The organism is Microbacterium paraoxydans (assembly GCF_020524545.1).
Taxonomy (GTDB): domain Bacteria; phylum Actinomycetota; class Actinomycetes; order Actinomycetales; family Microbacteriaceae; genus Microbacterium; species Microbacterium paraoxydans_C.
Genome location: NZ_JAIVLG010000001.1, coordinates 540,785 through 555,207, shown reverse-complemented (window position 1 = coordinate 555,207; position 14,423 = coordinate 540,785). Strand labels below are relative to the sequence as shown.

General features: G+C 67.5%; 18 protein-coding genes. 3 read left to right on the top strand and 15 right to left on the bottom strand.

The window, feature by feature from the left end; translation table 11 throughout:
* Positions 1 to 66 precede the first annotated feature (66 nt).
* On the bottom strand, positions 67 to 1,161 hold the full coding sequence (locus LC041_RS02755; protein WP_226531428.1) for a helix-turn-helix domain-containing protein: 1,095 nt from the start codon (positions 1,159 to 1,161) through the stop codon (positions 67 to 69).
* A gap of 237 nt (positions 1,162 to 1,398) precedes the next feature.
* Complete coding sequence (locus tag LC041_RS02750) at positions 1,399 to 1,917, bottom strand: Lrp/AsnC family transcriptional regulator (protein ID WP_226531427.1); 519 nt, start codon at positions 1,915 to 1,917, stop codon at positions 1,399 to 1,401.
* Positions 1,918 to 2,022: 105 nt separating this feature from the next.
* Here LC041_RS02750 and ald point away from each other — a divergent pair, with 105 nt between their 5' ends.
* On the top strand, positions 2,023 to 3,117 hold the full coding sequence (gene ald / locus LC041_RS02745) for an alanine dehydrogenase (protein ID WP_226531426.1): 1,095 nt from the start codon (positions 2,023 to 2,025) through the stop codon (positions 3,115 to 3,117).
* 81 nt (positions 3,118 to 3,198) lie between these two features.
* Positions 3,199 to 4,398: a pyridoxal phosphate-dependent aminotransferase gene (locus LC041_RS02740; RefSeq protein ID WP_226531425.1), complete on the top strand. Its 1,200-nt coding sequence runs from the start codon at positions 3,199 to 3,201 to the stop codon at positions 4,396 to 4,398.
* Positions 4,399 to 4,506: 108 nt separating this feature from the next.
* Here the strand turns inward: LC041_RS02740 and LC041_RS02735 are convergent, their stop codons facing one another.
* The 5 genes from LC041_RS02735 to LC041_RS02715 are packed head-to-tail and all read right to left on the bottom strand — an operon-like array spanning position 4,507 to position 7,769.
* A complete protein-coding gene (locus tag LC041_RS02735) occupies positions 4,507 to 4,908 on the bottom strand; it encodes a VOC family protein (protein ID WP_226531424.1) in 402 nt (133 codons plus the stop codon).
* 30 nt (positions 4,909 to 4,938) lie between these two features.
* The gene (locus tag LC041_RS02730; protein WP_226531423.1) at positions 4,939 to 6,072 is read right to left on the bottom strand and encodes a UDP-N-acetylmuramate dehydrogenase; all 1,134 of its coding nucleotides are present in this window, start codon (positions 6,070 to 6,072) and stop codon (positions 4,939 to 4,941) included.
* A gap of 13 nt (positions 6,073 to 6,085) precedes the next feature.
* Positions 6,086 to 6,484, bottom strand: coding sequence for a MaoC/PaaZ C-terminal domain-containing protein (locus tag LC041_RS02725; protein ID WP_226531422.1), 399 nt, complete (start codon positions 6,482 to 6,484; stop codon positions 6,086 to 6,088).
* The gene (locus LC041_RS02720) at positions 6,484 to 6,942 is read right to left on the bottom strand and encodes an FAS1-like dehydratase domain-containing protein (RefSeq protein WP_226531421.1); all 459 of its coding nucleotides are present in this window, start codon (positions 6,940 to 6,942) and stop codon (positions 6,484 to 6,486) included. The genes LC041_RS02725 and LC041_RS02720 overlap by 1 nt, the downstream gene beginning before the upstream one ends.
* Positions 6,943 to 6,971: 29 nt before the next feature.
* Positions 6,972 to 7,769 carry a sulfite exporter TauE/SafE family protein gene (locus LC041_RS02715; protein WP_226531420.1) on the bottom strand — a complete coding sequence of 266 codons (798 nt, stop codon included), beginning with the start codon at positions 7,767 to 7,769 and terminating at the stop codon, positions 6,972 to 6,974.
* A gap of 165 nt (positions 7,770 to 7,934) precedes the next feature.
* Between LC041_RS02715 and LC041_RS02710 the strand changes: the two genes are divergently transcribed.
* Positions 7,935 to 9,509, top strand: a complete 1,575-nt coding sequence (locus tag LC041_RS02710) for an AMP-binding protein (RefSeq protein WP_226531419.1) — start codon at positions 7,935 to 7,937, stop codon at positions 9,507 to 9,509.
* 171 nt (positions 9,510 to 9,680) lie between these two features.
* Here the strand turns inward: LC041_RS02710 and rplQ are convergent, their stop codons facing one another.
* The 8 genes from rplQ to map all read right to left on the bottom strand — a co-directional run bounded on the left by rplQ (position 9,681) and on the right by map (position 14,422).
* Complete coding sequence (gene rplQ, locus LC041_RS02705) at positions 9,681 to 10,238, bottom strand: 50S ribosomal protein L17 (protein WP_226531418.1); 558 nt, start codon at positions 10,236 to 10,238, stop codon at positions 9,681 to 9,683.
* A 33-nt stretch (positions 10,239 to 10,271) separates the two neighbouring features.
* Complete coding sequence (locus tag LC041_RS02700) at positions 10,272 to 11,261, bottom strand: DNA-directed RNA polymerase subunit alpha (protein WP_017201565.1); 990 nt, start codon at positions 11,259 to 11,261, stop codon at positions 10,272 to 10,274.
* 133 nt (positions 11,262 to 11,394) lie between these two features.
* A complete protein-coding gene (rpsK, locus tag LC041_RS02695; RefSeq protein WP_017829189.1) occupies positions 11,395 to 11,793 on the bottom strand; it encodes a 30S ribosomal protein S11 in 399 nt (132 codons plus the stop codon).
* A gap of 31 nt (positions 11,794 to 11,824) precedes the next feature.
* Positions 11,825 to 12,199: a 30S ribosomal protein S13 gene (gene rpsM, locus LC041_RS02690; RefSeq protein ID WP_047524098.1), complete on the bottom strand. Its 375-nt coding sequence runs from the start codon at positions 12,197 to 12,199 to the stop codon at positions 11,825 to 11,827.
* Between the two features lie 148 nt (positions 12,200 to 12,347).
* Positions 12,348 to 12,464 carry a 50S ribosomal protein L36 gene (gene rpmJ / locus LC041_RS02685; protein WP_005050492.1) on the bottom strand — a complete coding sequence of 39 codons (117 nt, stop codon included), beginning with the start codon at positions 12,462 to 12,464 and terminating at the stop codon, positions 12,348 to 12,350.
* A 64-nt stretch (positions 12,465 to 12,528) separates the two neighbouring features.
* The gene (infA, locus tag LC041_RS02680) at positions 12,529 to 12,750 is read right to left on the bottom strand and encodes a translation initiation factor IF-1 (RefSeq protein WP_017201569.1); all 222 of its coding nucleotides are present in this window, start codon (positions 12,748 to 12,750) and stop codon (positions 12,529 to 12,531) included.
* A 155-nt stretch (positions 12,751 to 12,905) separates the two neighbouring features.
* Entirely contained in the window at positions 12,906 to 13,571 is a 666-nt protein-coding gene (locus LC041_RS02675; protein ID WP_226531417.1) for a DsbA family protein, read from the bottom strand.
* A complete protein-coding gene (map, locus tag LC041_RS02670; RefSeq protein ID WP_226531416.1) occupies positions 13,571 to 14,422 on the bottom strand; it encodes a type I methionyl aminopeptidase in 852 nt (283 codons plus the stop codon). Before map ends, LC041_RS02675 begins: the two co-directional genes overlap by 1 nt.
* Between the last annotated feature and the right edge of the window lies 1 nt (position 14,423).

The following is a 14,423-nucleotide window of genomic DNA, read 5'->3' as shown; positions in this document are numbered from 1 at the left end:
TCTGTCACCGCCTGCGCTCAAGTGGGCACGCGATGACGCGCTTGGCGCCGATTGCGCGCCGTGATGTCACTGATCGCCATGTCGTTCATCGCGATGTCCTGTCTGCTCATCGCTCAACAGCATCGCCGCAGCGAGCGGCGCCGGGCGGGAGCGCGCCGCGAGACGAAAGGCGCTGGGGCTGCCGCCCACGTGTCTCGAGAACTGCGCGCGCAGGGCCGCTGCGTCGACGAACCCCGCTCGCTTCGCCACCACCGCGAGCTCCTGTACGGGGAGCACGAGCAGTTCCTCCCGCGCGGTCGCCAGCCGTCGACGCAGCAATTGCGCCGAGAGACTTTCGTCAGCACCCGCGAAGAAGCGGAACAGCTGACGACGGCTGATGTGCAGTTCGGCCGCGAGCTCATCGATCCCGAACTCCGCGTCACGGTGCCGGCGTTCGATGATCTGCGCGGCTTCCGCCCTGATCCGGCCGACACGATCGGTCTCCCCGTCGCCGGGGAACTGACGGAACAGCCCCCGTACCAGCGCGACCAGCGCCGCCTCCGTTCCCGCGAGCGCTCCCGCTCCCTGATCGGGATCCTGCAGCCACTCGTAGAGCATGCGGCCCATCGCGACCCCCGCCGCACGTGTGAGCGGGGTGTCGGGGAACAGACCGGCGCCCGTGACCAGCCTGTGGTGATACCCCGGGATCGCCTCAGCCGGAACCACGACGCCTGTCGTCTCGCTCAGCCCGAGGTGCTCGGCGGCGGAGGGACCGATGCTCGACATGAACCCCATGCGTCCGGTGCTCAGGAGCTGGATTCCCTGCGCGGTGTGCAGTCGCTGGGCTCCGAGGTTCGAGACGCCCACGATGATGATGTCCTCATCCTGCGCGGCGCCACGATCGTAGGTGACGGTGTGCGGCGTCTCGAGCGTGCTGAACAGCATCGTCGCACCGATCGAGTGCCGCAGCAGAGCGGCCTCGAAGGCGAGCGGGTCTGCTGCCGTCATGGTTCCGAAGTTCGAAAGCTGCAGCATACCGAGAGGGCCGTCGAGGCGGAGGACGCTGGAGGTGTACCAGCTCGGCGGTTGAGAGGTGCGCTCATCGCCTCTCGTGGCGTGCCGGAGCCCACCTGACAGTCGTTGCATCCAGGCTGCGCACGCGGCGTCCGTGATGGCCGTCATGCGCGGTGACCTGATCCGGCAGAGAGCCATGAACCGCACTCGGCGGGCGCGTCGGCATACCCCAGAAATTGCACCATCACGGTCCCCCATGTCCGACGCACGCCGCCCATGCGACGCGCGCGCCCGATCCCCGGAGACACACTAGCCAGGCGCTTCGTGCGCATGCAATATACGACGTGACAGGCCCGCGGGGGCGCCCTCGGCTCGCCTCCGGGACCGGGAATCTCCGGCGCGCGCTCAGTGGAAGGACGCCGCCACCGAGTTGCGGTGATAGTCGAACACGATGCTGGTGCGCGTGGAGGCGACGCTGCTCTGGGCCGACAGATGCTCGAGCACGAACTCGCGCATCTCCGACGAGTCGGAGACCGCGATGTGCAGGAGGAAGTCGTCGTCCCCTCCGAGGAAGAACACCTGGATCACCGACGGGAGGACTCGCACCCGGTCCGCGAACTCGACGATGCTCTCCCGGCGGCCGCTCGGGCGCAGGGTCACTCCGATGATCGCCTGGAGCCCCGCCCCCAGCTTCCGCTCGTCCACACTCGCGTGGAACCCGGTGATCACCCCCCGATCGATCAGCGCGCGCAGCCGTGCGTGCGCCGTCGACGGTGCCACCCCGAGCCGCGCGGCGAGCTCCGCGTTGGTCATCCGTCCGTCGGCGGTGAGCAACTGCACGATCCTCGCATCGATCGCATCGAGGGCCGGCGCCCGAACGCTGTTCGGCCCCGCGGCGTCAGAAGGCATCTCCATACGAAGCATTATTCAGGATCTCGGCCGTCGACGAATCATCTTCACCGATTCTGTTGATCCGGCGATGTTTCTGCGATCCTGGGTGCCTCACCTCATCACACCCCTGGAGGATCAATGAAGATCGGCGTCCCCACCGAGGTCAAGAACAACGAGAACCGCGTCGCCCTCACCCCGGCAGGCGCCGATCGGCTGGCCCACGAAGGCCACCGCGTGCTCGTGCAGTCCGGCGCAGGACTCGGCTCCGGTATCACGGACGAGGCCTTCCGCGCCGCCGGTGCGGAGATCGTCGAGACCGCCGCCGAGGTATGGGGCGAGGCTGACCTGCTGATCAAGGTCAAAGAGCCGATCGCCCAGGAGTACGGCTTCCTGCGCGAAGACCTCACGCTCTTCACCTACCTGCACCTTGCCGCCGACCGCGCGCTGACCACCGCACTCGTGGATGCCGGGACCACGGCCGTCGCCTACGAGACCGTGCAGCTGCCCGACCGCAGCCTGCCGCTTCTCGTGCCGATGAGCGAGATCGCCGGGCGGCTCTCCGTGGTCATGGGCTCGCACTCGCTGCTCCGCTCGCAGGGCGGTCGTGGAATGCTGCTCGGTGGCATCGCCGGCACCCCCCGCGCGAAGACCGTCGTGATCGGAGGCGGCGTCGCTGGGGAGCATGCTGCGGCCAACGCCCTCGGACTCGGCTCGAAGGTGACCGTGATCGATGTCTCCCTCCCCCGTCTGCGGGAACTCGAGCACCGCTACGGCGGCGCGCTGGAGACCCGCGCCTCGAGCCGCTATGACATCGCCGAAGAACTCCGGACCGCCGACCTCGTCGTCGGCTCCGTGTTGATCCCGGGAGCCGCGGCCCCCAAGCTCGTCACCGATGACATGGTCGCCGCGATGAAGCCGGGGTCGGTGCTCGTCGACATCGCGATCGACCAGGGCGGATGCTTCGAAGGCTCACGTCCGACGACCCACGACGACCCCACGTTCGCGGTGCACGAATCGATCTACTACTGCGTTGCGAACATGCCGGGCGCGGTCCCCGAGACCGCGACCCGTGCGCTGACCAACGCGACGCTGCCCTACGTCTCGGCGATCGCCGGCAAGGGCTGGGAACGGGCAGCATCCGAGGATGCCGCGCTCGCGAAGGGACTGAACGTCCAGGGCGGGCGCATCACCCTCCCGGCCGTCGCTCAGGCGCACGGCTTCCCGACCGACTGACCTTCCGCACCCGAAAGAACCTCGGATCTTGGCGGCGTCCCACACCTTGCCCGCCCCACGGACCCGAGTACGCTCGTAGTCGTGACCGAACGCGCTCCTCTCTCCCGCAAGCTGTCCGCCATCGCCGAGTCCGCGACCCTCAAGGTCGACGCCAAGGCCAAGGCACTCAAGGCCGAGGGCAAGGACGTCATCTCCTATGCCGCCGGCGAGCCCGATTTCGCGACGCCGCAGTTCATCGTGGATGCCGCAGCGGAGGCCCTCGCCGACCCCGCGAGCTACCGCTACACGCCCGCCCCCGGTCTTCCGGCGCTGCGGGAGGCGATCGCCGCCAAGACTCTGCGCGACTCCGGGCTCGAGGTCTCCCCCGGTCAGGTCATCGTCACCAACGGCGGCAAGCAGTCCGTCTACCAGGCATTCCAGGCCGTGGTGAACCCCGGCGACGAGGTGCTGCTCCCCGCGCCGTACTGGACCACCTACCCCGAGGCCATCCGTCTCGCCGACGGCACCCCGGTCGAGGTCTTCGCCGGTGCCGACCAGGACTACAAGGTCACGGTCGAGCAGCTCGAGGCCGCCCGCACCGCACGGACCACCGTGCTCGTCTTCGTGTCGCCGTCGAACCCGACCGGATCCGTGTACACCGCCGCCGAGACCAAGGCCATCGGCAAGTGGGCGCTCGAGCACGGCATCTGGATCATCAGCGACGAGATCTACCAGAACCTCACCTATGAGGGCGTCAAGGCCACCTCGATCGTCGAGGCCGTACCCGAGGTCGCCGGTCAGACGATCCTCGTCAACGGCGTCGCCAAGACCTACGCCATGACCGGCTGGCGCGTGGGCTGGATGGTCGGACCGGCCGACGCCATCAAGATCGCCGGAAACCTGCAGTCGCACCTCACCAGCAACGTCAACAACGTCGCGCAGAAGGCTGCCATCGCCGCGCTCAACGGCCCCCAGACCGAGGCCGAGCAGTTCCGCGAGGCCTTCGACCGCCGCCGCCGCCTCATCGTCTCGGAGCTGTCGAAGATCGACGGCCTCGTCGTCCCGAACCCCCTCGGCGCGTTCTACGTCTACCCCGACGTGCAGGGCCTGCTCGGCCGGACCTGGCGTGGCGTCACGCCGACCACCTCGCTCGAGCTCGCCGACCTCATCCTCGACGAGGCCGAGGTCGCGGTCGTCCCCGGCGAGGCCTTCGGTCCCTCCGGCTACATCCGCATGTCGTACGCACTCGGCGACGACCAGCTGCTCGAAGGCGTCCAGCGCCTCCAGGGCCTGTTCTCCTGATCCGGCCTTCCCGTCTGCTGACCCGCCGAGACCCCCACTGACCGCCGAGACCCCCTCGCAGCCGCGGCGCTGCGAGGGGGTCTCGGCGTGTGGCGGGGGTCTCGGCGGTCAGTCCTCCGGATGGAAGCCGATCAGCCAGCGGATGCCGTAGCGGTCGACGAGCGTGCCGTCGTAGTCCCCCCAGGGGCGCTTCTGCAGCGCGTCGAGCACTCGCCCGTCGGCGGCGAGCTTGTCGAACCACCCGGTGAGGGTCAGCGCATCGGCGGTCCCGAGGAGCGACAAGAACATGCCGCCCATCTGGACGGCATCGTCGTCGGCACCGGCATCCGCGCCGGCGAGCTCGACGAGCCCGCTCAGCTGCCCGTGTGCGACCGCATCCCCCGGGCCGTCGTGACGCCCTGCCGCGGCATAGTCGAACAGCTGCAGGTCGCCTCCGAACACCGACCGGTAGTGACGCAGCGCCTCCGCGGCGTTGCCGGGGAACAGCAGGTACGGGATCAGTCCGCTCATGCCGCGAGTGTATCCGCGACCGTCGCCGACCTACAGGTCGACGCCCACCAGCACGGGCTCCGGCTGCAGCACGAGACCGAACTCGGCGTGCACCCTGCTCTGGATGAACCGGGCCAGCTCCGAGACCTCTCCCGCCGTCGCACCACCCCGATTGGTCAGGGCGAGCGCGTGCTTCGTCGACACCGATGCGCGGGAACGCGGGAGCTTGAACCCCTTGCGGATGCCGGCCTGCTCGATCAGCCAGGCCGCGCTCACCTTGACATCGGAGACCGTCGCGGGCTTCGACGGCGGAACCTGTCCGTCATAGGCGGCGAGCGGGATCACGGTCACCGCGTCGAGGTCGGGAGCGACCGGCCAGCGCGGGCACTCGGGCGGCAGCGACCTGGCGACCGCCGCGGTCACGATGGCGTTCTGGAAGAACGATCCGACGCCGTGTGTGTCAGGATCCGCATCGTCCAGGATCATGCCCTTTGACGCCCGAGTGGCGAGAATCCGCTCCCTGACCCAGCTGAGTGGCACGGGCGTCTCATCGACGAGCCCGAGCGCACGCCGCAGCTGCTCGCCGCGAACCACGCGCTCGCCGGCGATCGGCAGGTCGACGGTCACCGTGAGGATCACGGCGCGTCGCTGCGGCACGCTTCCGTGGTGGTGCTTGAGCACCGAGGTGCGGAAACCGAGTCCGAGATCGGCAGCGGGAACGGTCGAGATCTCGCCGGTCGACTCGTCGATCAGTTCGACCTCGACCAGCGTCTCCTGGATCTCCTGCCCGTATGCGCCGATGTTCTGCACAGGAGCAGCGCCGACGGTGCCGGGGATACCGCTCATCGCCTCGAGCCCCGCGTAACCGTTGGCCACCGCGTAGGCGACCAGGTCGTCCCAGCCATGCCCTGCCTGCGCGCGCAGACGGATGCGCCCCGGGTGCGGCGAGGGCAGCTCTTCGACACCCTCCGTACGCACCCGGATGACGGTGCCTTCGAAGGGCTCGTCGCCGACGAAGAGGTTGGAGCCCCCACCGAGGACGAACCACTCGTCGCCGCGTGCCCACGTCTCACGCAGAGACTCGACGAGACCCGCGGTCGTGGTGGCCTCGAACATCCGCTCCGGTGCCGCGCCCGTGCGGAGCGTGGTCAGCTCCGCCAGACGAACCGGCTCGATCTCCCGCATCAGACCGCCTTCATCAGACGGCGACGCGCAGCTGCGCCTTGACGAGCACGGTGGTGTCGCCGAACGTCACCTTGAGGTCGATACGCGTGACCTCTTCGTCCACCGCGCCCACGGTCGCGACGACCTTCACCTCAGCCCCCTCGACCGGATCCACCACGACCGGCTTGGTGAAGCGCACCCCGTAGTCGAGGATCTTCGTCGCCGGGTCGAGCGCTGCGACCACGACCGAGGACGCGATCCCCATCGTGAGCATGCCGTGGGCGAGGACGCCAGGGAGCCCGACGGACGCCGCCACATCGTCGCGGTAGTGGATGGGGTTGAAGTCTCCGGACGCCCCCGCGTAGCGCACGAGCGATTCACGGGTGAGGTGCACGGTGCGCTCGGCGACCACGTCTCCGACGGTGTAGCCCATCAGGCGGTCCCCTCTTCCTCGGCGCCGACGAGCAGCACACTGGTGGCGGTCACGACGTGGGCCCCCGCAGGGTCGGTGATCTCGGCCTCGCTGGTGATCATGGCATTCCCGCCCATCATGCGGATGCCGGTGACGCGCAGTTGTGCGGTGAGTTCGTCGCCCGCGACGATGGGCCGCGTGTAGGTGAAGCGCTGCTCGGCGTGGATGGTGCGTGCGAGCACGATGCCGGAGTCCTCCTGGCCCAGCAACTGCTGGAGCGTGAGGTCCTGGATGACCATCGCGAAGGTCGGCGGCGCCACGACGTCGGAGAAGCCGGCCGCGCGGGCGGCCTCGACGTCGGTGTGCTGCGGAGCGTCGGCGAAGACGGCACGCGCGAACTCGCGCACCTTCTCGCGTCCGACGAGGTACGGGGCCGTCGGCGGGAACTCCCGGCCGACCAGTTCTTGGTTCACTGCCACCCCTCGATCCTACCGAGGCCGCTTCTCACTCAGGCGCGCTTGCGCCCTCGAACCGCCTTGATCGCCATCTGCACCGCGATCACCACGAGATATGCCGCGAACAGCATGTTGCCGAGCGTCGGATCGACGATCGTCGCCAGCCATGCCCCGAGTGCGGTCGTGGTGCACGCGGCCACGCCGATGAGCAGTGCCGCGAGCAGGTCGACGTTGCGATTGCGGACGTTGCCGACCGTGCCCGAGATCGCCGTGGGGATCATCATGAGCAGCGACGTCCCCTTGGCGACGAGATCGCTCGTGCCGAAGGCCAGCATCAGGACGGGGACGACGATCACACCACCGCCCACCCCGATCAGGCCGGCGAGGATGCCGGTGCCGATGCCGACGCCGACCAGGGCGATTCCGGTCAGCCAGGTGAGCTCGAACGCGGCATCACGCGAGGGGATGACGAGGAAGAGACTGACGATCACGACGACGAGGAACCCGACGAAACCCCAGCGCAGGGCTGTCTGCGAGATGCGCGGCAGCAAGCGCGTACCGATCTGCGCGCCGAGTACGGCTCCTGCCGCGAGGATGATGGCGGGGATCCAGGCCACGGATCCGGTCGTGGCGTAGGAGATGACGCCCACGCTGGCGGTCGGCACGATCGCCGCGAGCGAGGTTCCGGCCGCCAGGCGCTGGTCGAAGTGGAGCAGGAGCACCAGCAGCGGGACGATGACCGTGCCGCCGCCGACGCCGAAGAGCCCGGAGAGGAGTCCGGCGAGAAGACCGATCCCGATGAACGTGATGTAGGCGCGAGGCCCTCGTGCCCTGGCCTGTACGTCACTCACCGGATCAGCCTACTCCCGGCCTCCTCCCGTCCCGAATGCAGACCTCCGAGTCCGCCGTGATCGGCACCACGATCTGAGTCGACCTCTGGGACGCAGTGCCGTTGTGTGCGAAACTGGATCGCACTCGACGATGCCGTCACGACACCCAGGATCGAAGGAGATCTCATGGTTCGCAGCACCTACCCCGATGTGGAGATCCCCGAGGTCTCCATCCACGAATTCCTCTTCGGAGACCTCGACGAAGGCGAGCTCGACACGATCGCGCTCGTCGACGGCATGAGCGGTGCGACCACCACCTATCGACAGCTCCTCGGACAGATCGATCTCTTCGCCGGTGCCCTCGCCGCACGCGGAGTGGGCGTCGGGACCACGATCGGCGTCTTGTGCCCCAACGTCCCCGCCTTCGCCACAGTGTTCCACGGCATCCTCCGCGCGGGAGCGACCGCGACGACGATCAACTCCCTCTACACTGCCGAAGAGATCGCGAACCAGCTCACCGACGCCGGCGCGACGTGGCTCGTGACGGTCTCTCCGCTGCTTCCCGGTGCTCTGGCTGCCGCGGAGAAGATCGGCCTGTCGGCCGATCACCTCATCGTGCTCGACGGCGCCGAGGGACACCCGTCGCTCCCGGCACTGCTGGGCGAGGGGCGTCACGCGCCGGAGGTGTCGTTCGACCCGGCCACCCATCTGGCCGTGCTGCCATACTCCTCCGGCACGACCGGGCGCCCGAAAGGCGTGATGCTCACCCACCGGAACCTCGTCGCCAATGTCTCGCAGTGCCGCCCCGTCCTGGGCGTCGAGGCGAGCGATCGCGTATTGGCCGTGCTCCCCTTCTTCCACATCTACGGGATGACGGTGCTGCTCAACTTCGCACTGCGACAGCGCGCCGGGCTCGTCACGATGCCCAGGTTCGATCTGCCGGAGTTCCTCCGCATCATCGCGGAGCACCGGACGACGTGGGTGTTCGTCGCTCCCCCGATCGCCGTCGCGCTGGCGAAGCATCCGATCGTCGACCAGTACGACCTCTCCGCGGTGAAGGTGATCTTCTCCGGAGCGGCCCCGCTCGACGGGGCTCTGGCCTCCGCCGTGGCGAACAGGCTGGGCTGCATCGTCACGCAGGGCTACGGCATGACCGAGACGAGTCCTGCGGTGAACCTCATCTCCGAGACACGCGACGAGATCGATCGCTCCGCCATCGGGCCGCTCGTGCCCAACACCGAAGCACGGCTGGTCGACCCGGAATCGGGCGAGGACGTGGCCGTGCCGGGCGAAGGCACCAGCGAGCCGGGTGAGCTGTGGGTGCGCGGACCCCAGGTGATGGTCGGGTATCTCAACCGGCCCGACGCCACGGCCGAGATGCTCGACGCCGACGACTGGCTGCACACCGGCGATGTCGCCACGGTGACCCACGACGGTATCTACCGGATCGTCGACCGGCTCAAGGAGCTCATCAAGTACAAGGGCTATCAGGTCGCCCCGGCCGTCCTGGAAGCCGTCCTGCTCGAGCATCCCGCCATCGCCGATGCTGCGGTGATCGGCGCGCTCGACGATGACGGCCAGGAGGTGCCGAAGGCGTTCGTGGTGCGACAGCCGGACGCCGACCTCGATGCCGACGCCGTCATGGCGCATGTGGCCTCGCACGTCGCGCCGCACGAGAAGGTGCGGCAGGTCGAGTTCATCGAAGTGATCCCGAAGTCGAGCTCCGGGAAGATCCTCCGCAAAGACCTCCGCGCCCGCTGACCCCGGTCGGGTCCGCATCCAGGACCGACGATTCGCCGACACTCCGACGATCCGCCGCAGAACTCGGGCAGATTTCTCGGCGGATCGTCATCGAATCGGCGGATCGTCATCGGACGACGACGAAGCCCGCCACCCCGAATAGGGCGGCGGGCTTCGTCGTGAGCGAAGTGCTTACTCGGACTTCTTCTCGACAGCGTCCTCGGCGGCAGCCTCTGCGGCTTCGCCTTCGGCCTGCGACTCGGCACCGGCGTCGGCGGCGTCCTCGGCGGGAGCCTCCTCGGCGGGAGCCTCCTCGACGACCTCAGCCGGCTCCTCGACGTTCTCGGCCTTCGGCGCAGCAGCCTTCTTGGTCGACTTCGCCTTCGGGGTGACGGGCTCGAGGACGAGCTCGATCACGGCCATCGGAGCGTTGTCGCCCTTGCGGTTGCCGACCTTCGTGATGCGGGTGTAGCCACCCTCACGCTCGGCGACGAGCGGCGCGATCTCGGAGAACAGGACGTGCACGACTTCCTTGTCACCGATGACCGACATCACACGACGACGCGCGTGAAGGTCGCCACGCTTGGCGAAGGTGATCAGACGCTCGGCGAGCGGACGAAGGCGCTTCGCCTTGGTCTCGGTCGTCTTGATCGACTTGTGGGTGTAGAGCGCCGCTGCGAGGTTGGCAAGCATGAGGCGCTCGTGAGCGGGGCCGCCTCCGAGGCGGGGACCCTTAGTGGGCTTGGGCATAATCGTCTAACTCCTGGTCAGAAAGGTCGGGTATCAGAAGGACTCGTCTTCGCTGCCGCCGTAGAAGTGGGCGCCGTCGAAACCGGGCACCGAATCCTTGAGCGACAGACCGAGCGAGATGAGCTTGTCGCGCACCTCGTCGACCGACTTCTGGCCGAAATTGCGGATGTTCATGAGCTGCGTCTCCGACAGGGCGACGAGCTCGGAAACGGTGTTGATGCCCTCACGCTTCAGGCAGTTGTACGAGCGGACCGACAGGTCGAGGTCCTCGATCGGCATCGACAGCTCGCTGGAGTTCACAGCCTCGACCGGCGCCGGGCCGATCTCGATGCCCTCAGCCTCGACGTTCAGCTCGCGAGCGAGACCGAACAGTTCGGTGAGCGTCTTGGCGGCCGACGCGACGGCGTCGCGGGGGCTGATCGCGGACTTGGTCTCGACGTCGAGGACGAGCTTGTCGAAGTCGGTGCGCTCCCCGGCACGGGTCGCGTCGACGCGGTAGCTGACCTTGAGGACCGGCGAGTAGATCGAGTCGATCGGGATCTGACCGGCCTCGGCATACTCGTTGCGGTTCTGCGTCGCGGAGACGTAGCCACGGCCACGCTCGATCGTGAGCTCGAGCTCGAACTTCGCGGTGTCGTTGAGCGTCGCGATGACCAGCTCGGGGTTGTGCACCTCGACACCGGCCGGGGCCGAGATGTCGGCGGCGGTGACTTCGCCCGCACCGGTCTTGCGCAGGTACGCGGTGATGGGCTCATCACGCTCCGACGAGACGACGAGCTGCTTGATGTTGAGGATGATCTCGGTGACATCCTCCTTCACGCCGGGGATGGTGCTGAACTCGTGCAGCACGCCGTCGATGCGAACGCTGGTGACAGCAGCACCGGGGATCGACGACAGCAGGCTGCGGCGCAGCGCGTTGCCGATCGTGTAACCGAAGCCGGGCTCCAGAGGCTCGATGATGAACCGGCTACGGTTCTCGACGATCTTTTCCTCGGTCAGTGTGGGACGCTGTGCAATAAGCACTCTGTGTTCCTTTCGATCACATGCCCGCTATATGACATGTGGTGGGGTGAGGTCTTGAGTTGTGGAAGTCGATGCCCGTACGCGGGCGTCGAGCCGCTCGGACCGGAGAGGGCCGAGCGGCTCGAAGCGCGTATCAGACGCGGCGGCGCTTCGGCGGGCGGCAACCGTTGTGCGCCTGCGGAGTGACGTCCTGGATCGAACCCACCTCGAGGCCGGCGGCCTGCAGCGAGCGGATCGCCGTCTCGCGGCCGGAGCCCGGGCCCTTCACGAGGACGTCGACCTTCTTGACGCCGTGCTCCGCGGCCTGACGGGCTGCGGACTCGGCGGCCATGCCGGCGGCGTACGGGGTCGACTTGCGGGAGCCCTTGAAGCCCACGCCACCCGACGAGGCCCACGCGATGACGGCGCCGGACGGGTCGGTGATCGAGACGATGGTGTTGTTGAACGTCGACTTGATGTGGGCCTGGCCCAGCGCGATGTTCTTCTTTTCCTTGCGGCGCGGCTTGCGCGCGGCGGCCTTGGGTGCAGCCATGAAAATGTTCTCCTAGTCCCTGGGGCCGCGCTTAGCGGGCCTTCTTCTTGCCTGCGACGGTGCGCTTCGGGCCCTTGCGGGTACGGGCGTTGGTCTTGGTGCGCTGACCACGGACCGGAAGGCCACGACGGTGGCGGATGCCCTCGTAGGAGCCGATCTCGACCTTGCGGCGGATGTCTGCGGCGACCTCGCGGCGCAGGTCACCCTCCACCTTGTAGTTGCCTTCGATGTAGTCGCGGAGGGCGATCAGCTGGTCGTCGCTGAGGTCCTTCACGCGGATGCTCTCGTCGATCTCCGTCGCCTTGAGGATCTCGACCGAGCGGGTACGGCCGACGCCGTAGATGTAGGTAAGGGCGATCACCACGCGCTTGTCGCGCGGGATGTCAACGCCGGCAAGACGTGCCATGCGAATCTCCTGGGTGTTGTGGAGGTGTGGGACAGGATCGGTGCCCGGGCCTCCGCCCGAGGTGTCCCCCGCTTCCGCGGGTTCTGATCCTGCCGTCGTGTGTATTCAGTTGTGAGATGTGCGTGAGCGATGCCGCACAGCGAGGGACTCAGCCCTGGCGCTGCTTGTGACGCGGGTTGCTCTTGCAGATCACCATGACGCGGCCGTGACGGCGGATCACCTTGCAGTGATCGCAGATGGGCTTGACGCTGGGGTTGACCTTCATGATGTTTCCTGTTCGCTGTCTTCGTACCGCCCCGAGCAGGGGCAGGCCGTTACTTCTCGACCGATCAGCGGTAGCGGTAGACGATACGGCCGCGGGTCAGGTCGTAGGGGCTGAGCTCCACGACCACACGGTCCTCGGGGATGATACGGATGTAGTTCTGCCGCATCTTGCCGGAGATCGTTGCAAGGACCTTGTGTCCGTTGCTGAGCTCAACGCGGAACATCGCGTTGGGCAGAGCCTCGGAGATCACGCCCTCGATCTCGATGACACCGTCTTTCTTAGCCATAGCCTCGCTGACGCTTCTGCAGATCGGTCGATCTGCGGTGGGTGAATGGTTTGTGGTGCTGCACCGACGGACACGCCGAATCAAGGCACAAAGCACCAAAGATCTATGTTAGACGCTCGATTACCATCCGGCAACTCGAGCGCCCGACCCGCGGGTCAGCCGATCAGCTGCTCCATCTTGGTGATATCGCCGGCCTGGAGGTCGAGGCGCTCGCCGTTGACCTCGATCGTGGGCGTTCCCGCGATCTCGTGGGACTTCGCCTGCGCCGCCCCGAACTTGCGGTACGTCTCGTCGTTGATGCACGAGACCGCGTCATCGGCACCGACCTGCGTCGCGAAGCCCGCGATCTGGTCGTTCGTCAGGCCGGAGGAGTTCTCCGCCGGCTGGTTCTCGAACAGCAACTTCGCGAAATCGAGGTAGAGGTCGGGGTCCGACTCCGCGACGCAGAAGGCCGCTCCAGCGGAGCGCGACGAGAAGTCGGTGCCCTGCGAGAAGCGGTCGAGGATCGCGATCGGGTGGTACTCGAGCGTGATGCGTCCGTCGGCGGCGGCCGCCTCCAGCTGCTCTCCGTACTGGTCCTCGAAGCTCTTGCAGATGGGGCACTGGAAGTCCAGGAAGACCGCAACGGTGTCTTCGCCGTCCCCGAACGAGATCGCCCCCGTCTCCGGGTCGAACGTGTCGTTGGCACTCGGAGCGGCGCCGGGCGAGGTCGCCTGGTTGTTGAGGAACACCACGAGTCCACCGATCGCCACCAGCACCACGACCACGGCGATGGAGACGCCGATCGCGAACCAGTTGGTGTTGCTCTTCGCCGCTGCCATTACTTTCCGATCTCTCGAGGCTCGACCCCGAACGGGGCGAGTCCGGCTCTTCCACCATCGGGCGCGGTCAGCACCCAGATACCCCCATCATGCAGGGCGACGCTATGTTCCCAATGGGAGCCGTCCGTACCGTCGACGGTCGTCACGGTCCAGTCATCCTCTTCGATGAAGGTCGCTTCTCCGCCCGCGGTGACCATCGGCTCGATCGCGAGCACCAATCCCGGCTTGACCTCTTCTCCGCGATCGGGAGTGCGGTAGTTGAAGACGCTCGGGGCCTCGTGCATCTTGCGCCCGATGCCGTGGCCGACGTACTCGCGCAGGATGCCGTAGGGCTCACCGGGGACCTCGGAGGGACCCTGCGCCTCGATGTAGTCCTGGATGGCCGCACCGATCTCGTCGATCGACGACGCAGATGCCATGGCGGCGATTCCCGCCCACATCGAGCCCTCGGTGACCCGGGAGAGCTCCTCCCGCCGCGCGACCAGCTCCGGTCGCTCCGGATCGGGCACGACGACGGTGATGGCGCTGTCGCCGTTCCATCCCTGGAACTGCGCACCGCAATCGACCGACACGATGTCACCCGGCCGCAGTACCCGCTCCCCCGGGATACCGTGAACGACCTGCTCGTTCACGGAGATGCAGGTGGTGTGGTGGTAGCCGCGCACCAACTGGAAATTGGATTCGGCACCACGAGCCAGGATCGCCCGGTTCGCCACCGTGTCGATCTCGAGTGTGGTGACGCCGGCCTTGACCATCGGGCGGACGGCGTCCAGTGCCGCCGCCGTGATGAGTCCGGGCTCGACCATGGCTCGCAGCTGAGCCGGGGTCTTGTAGATCGACCGGCGGAACATC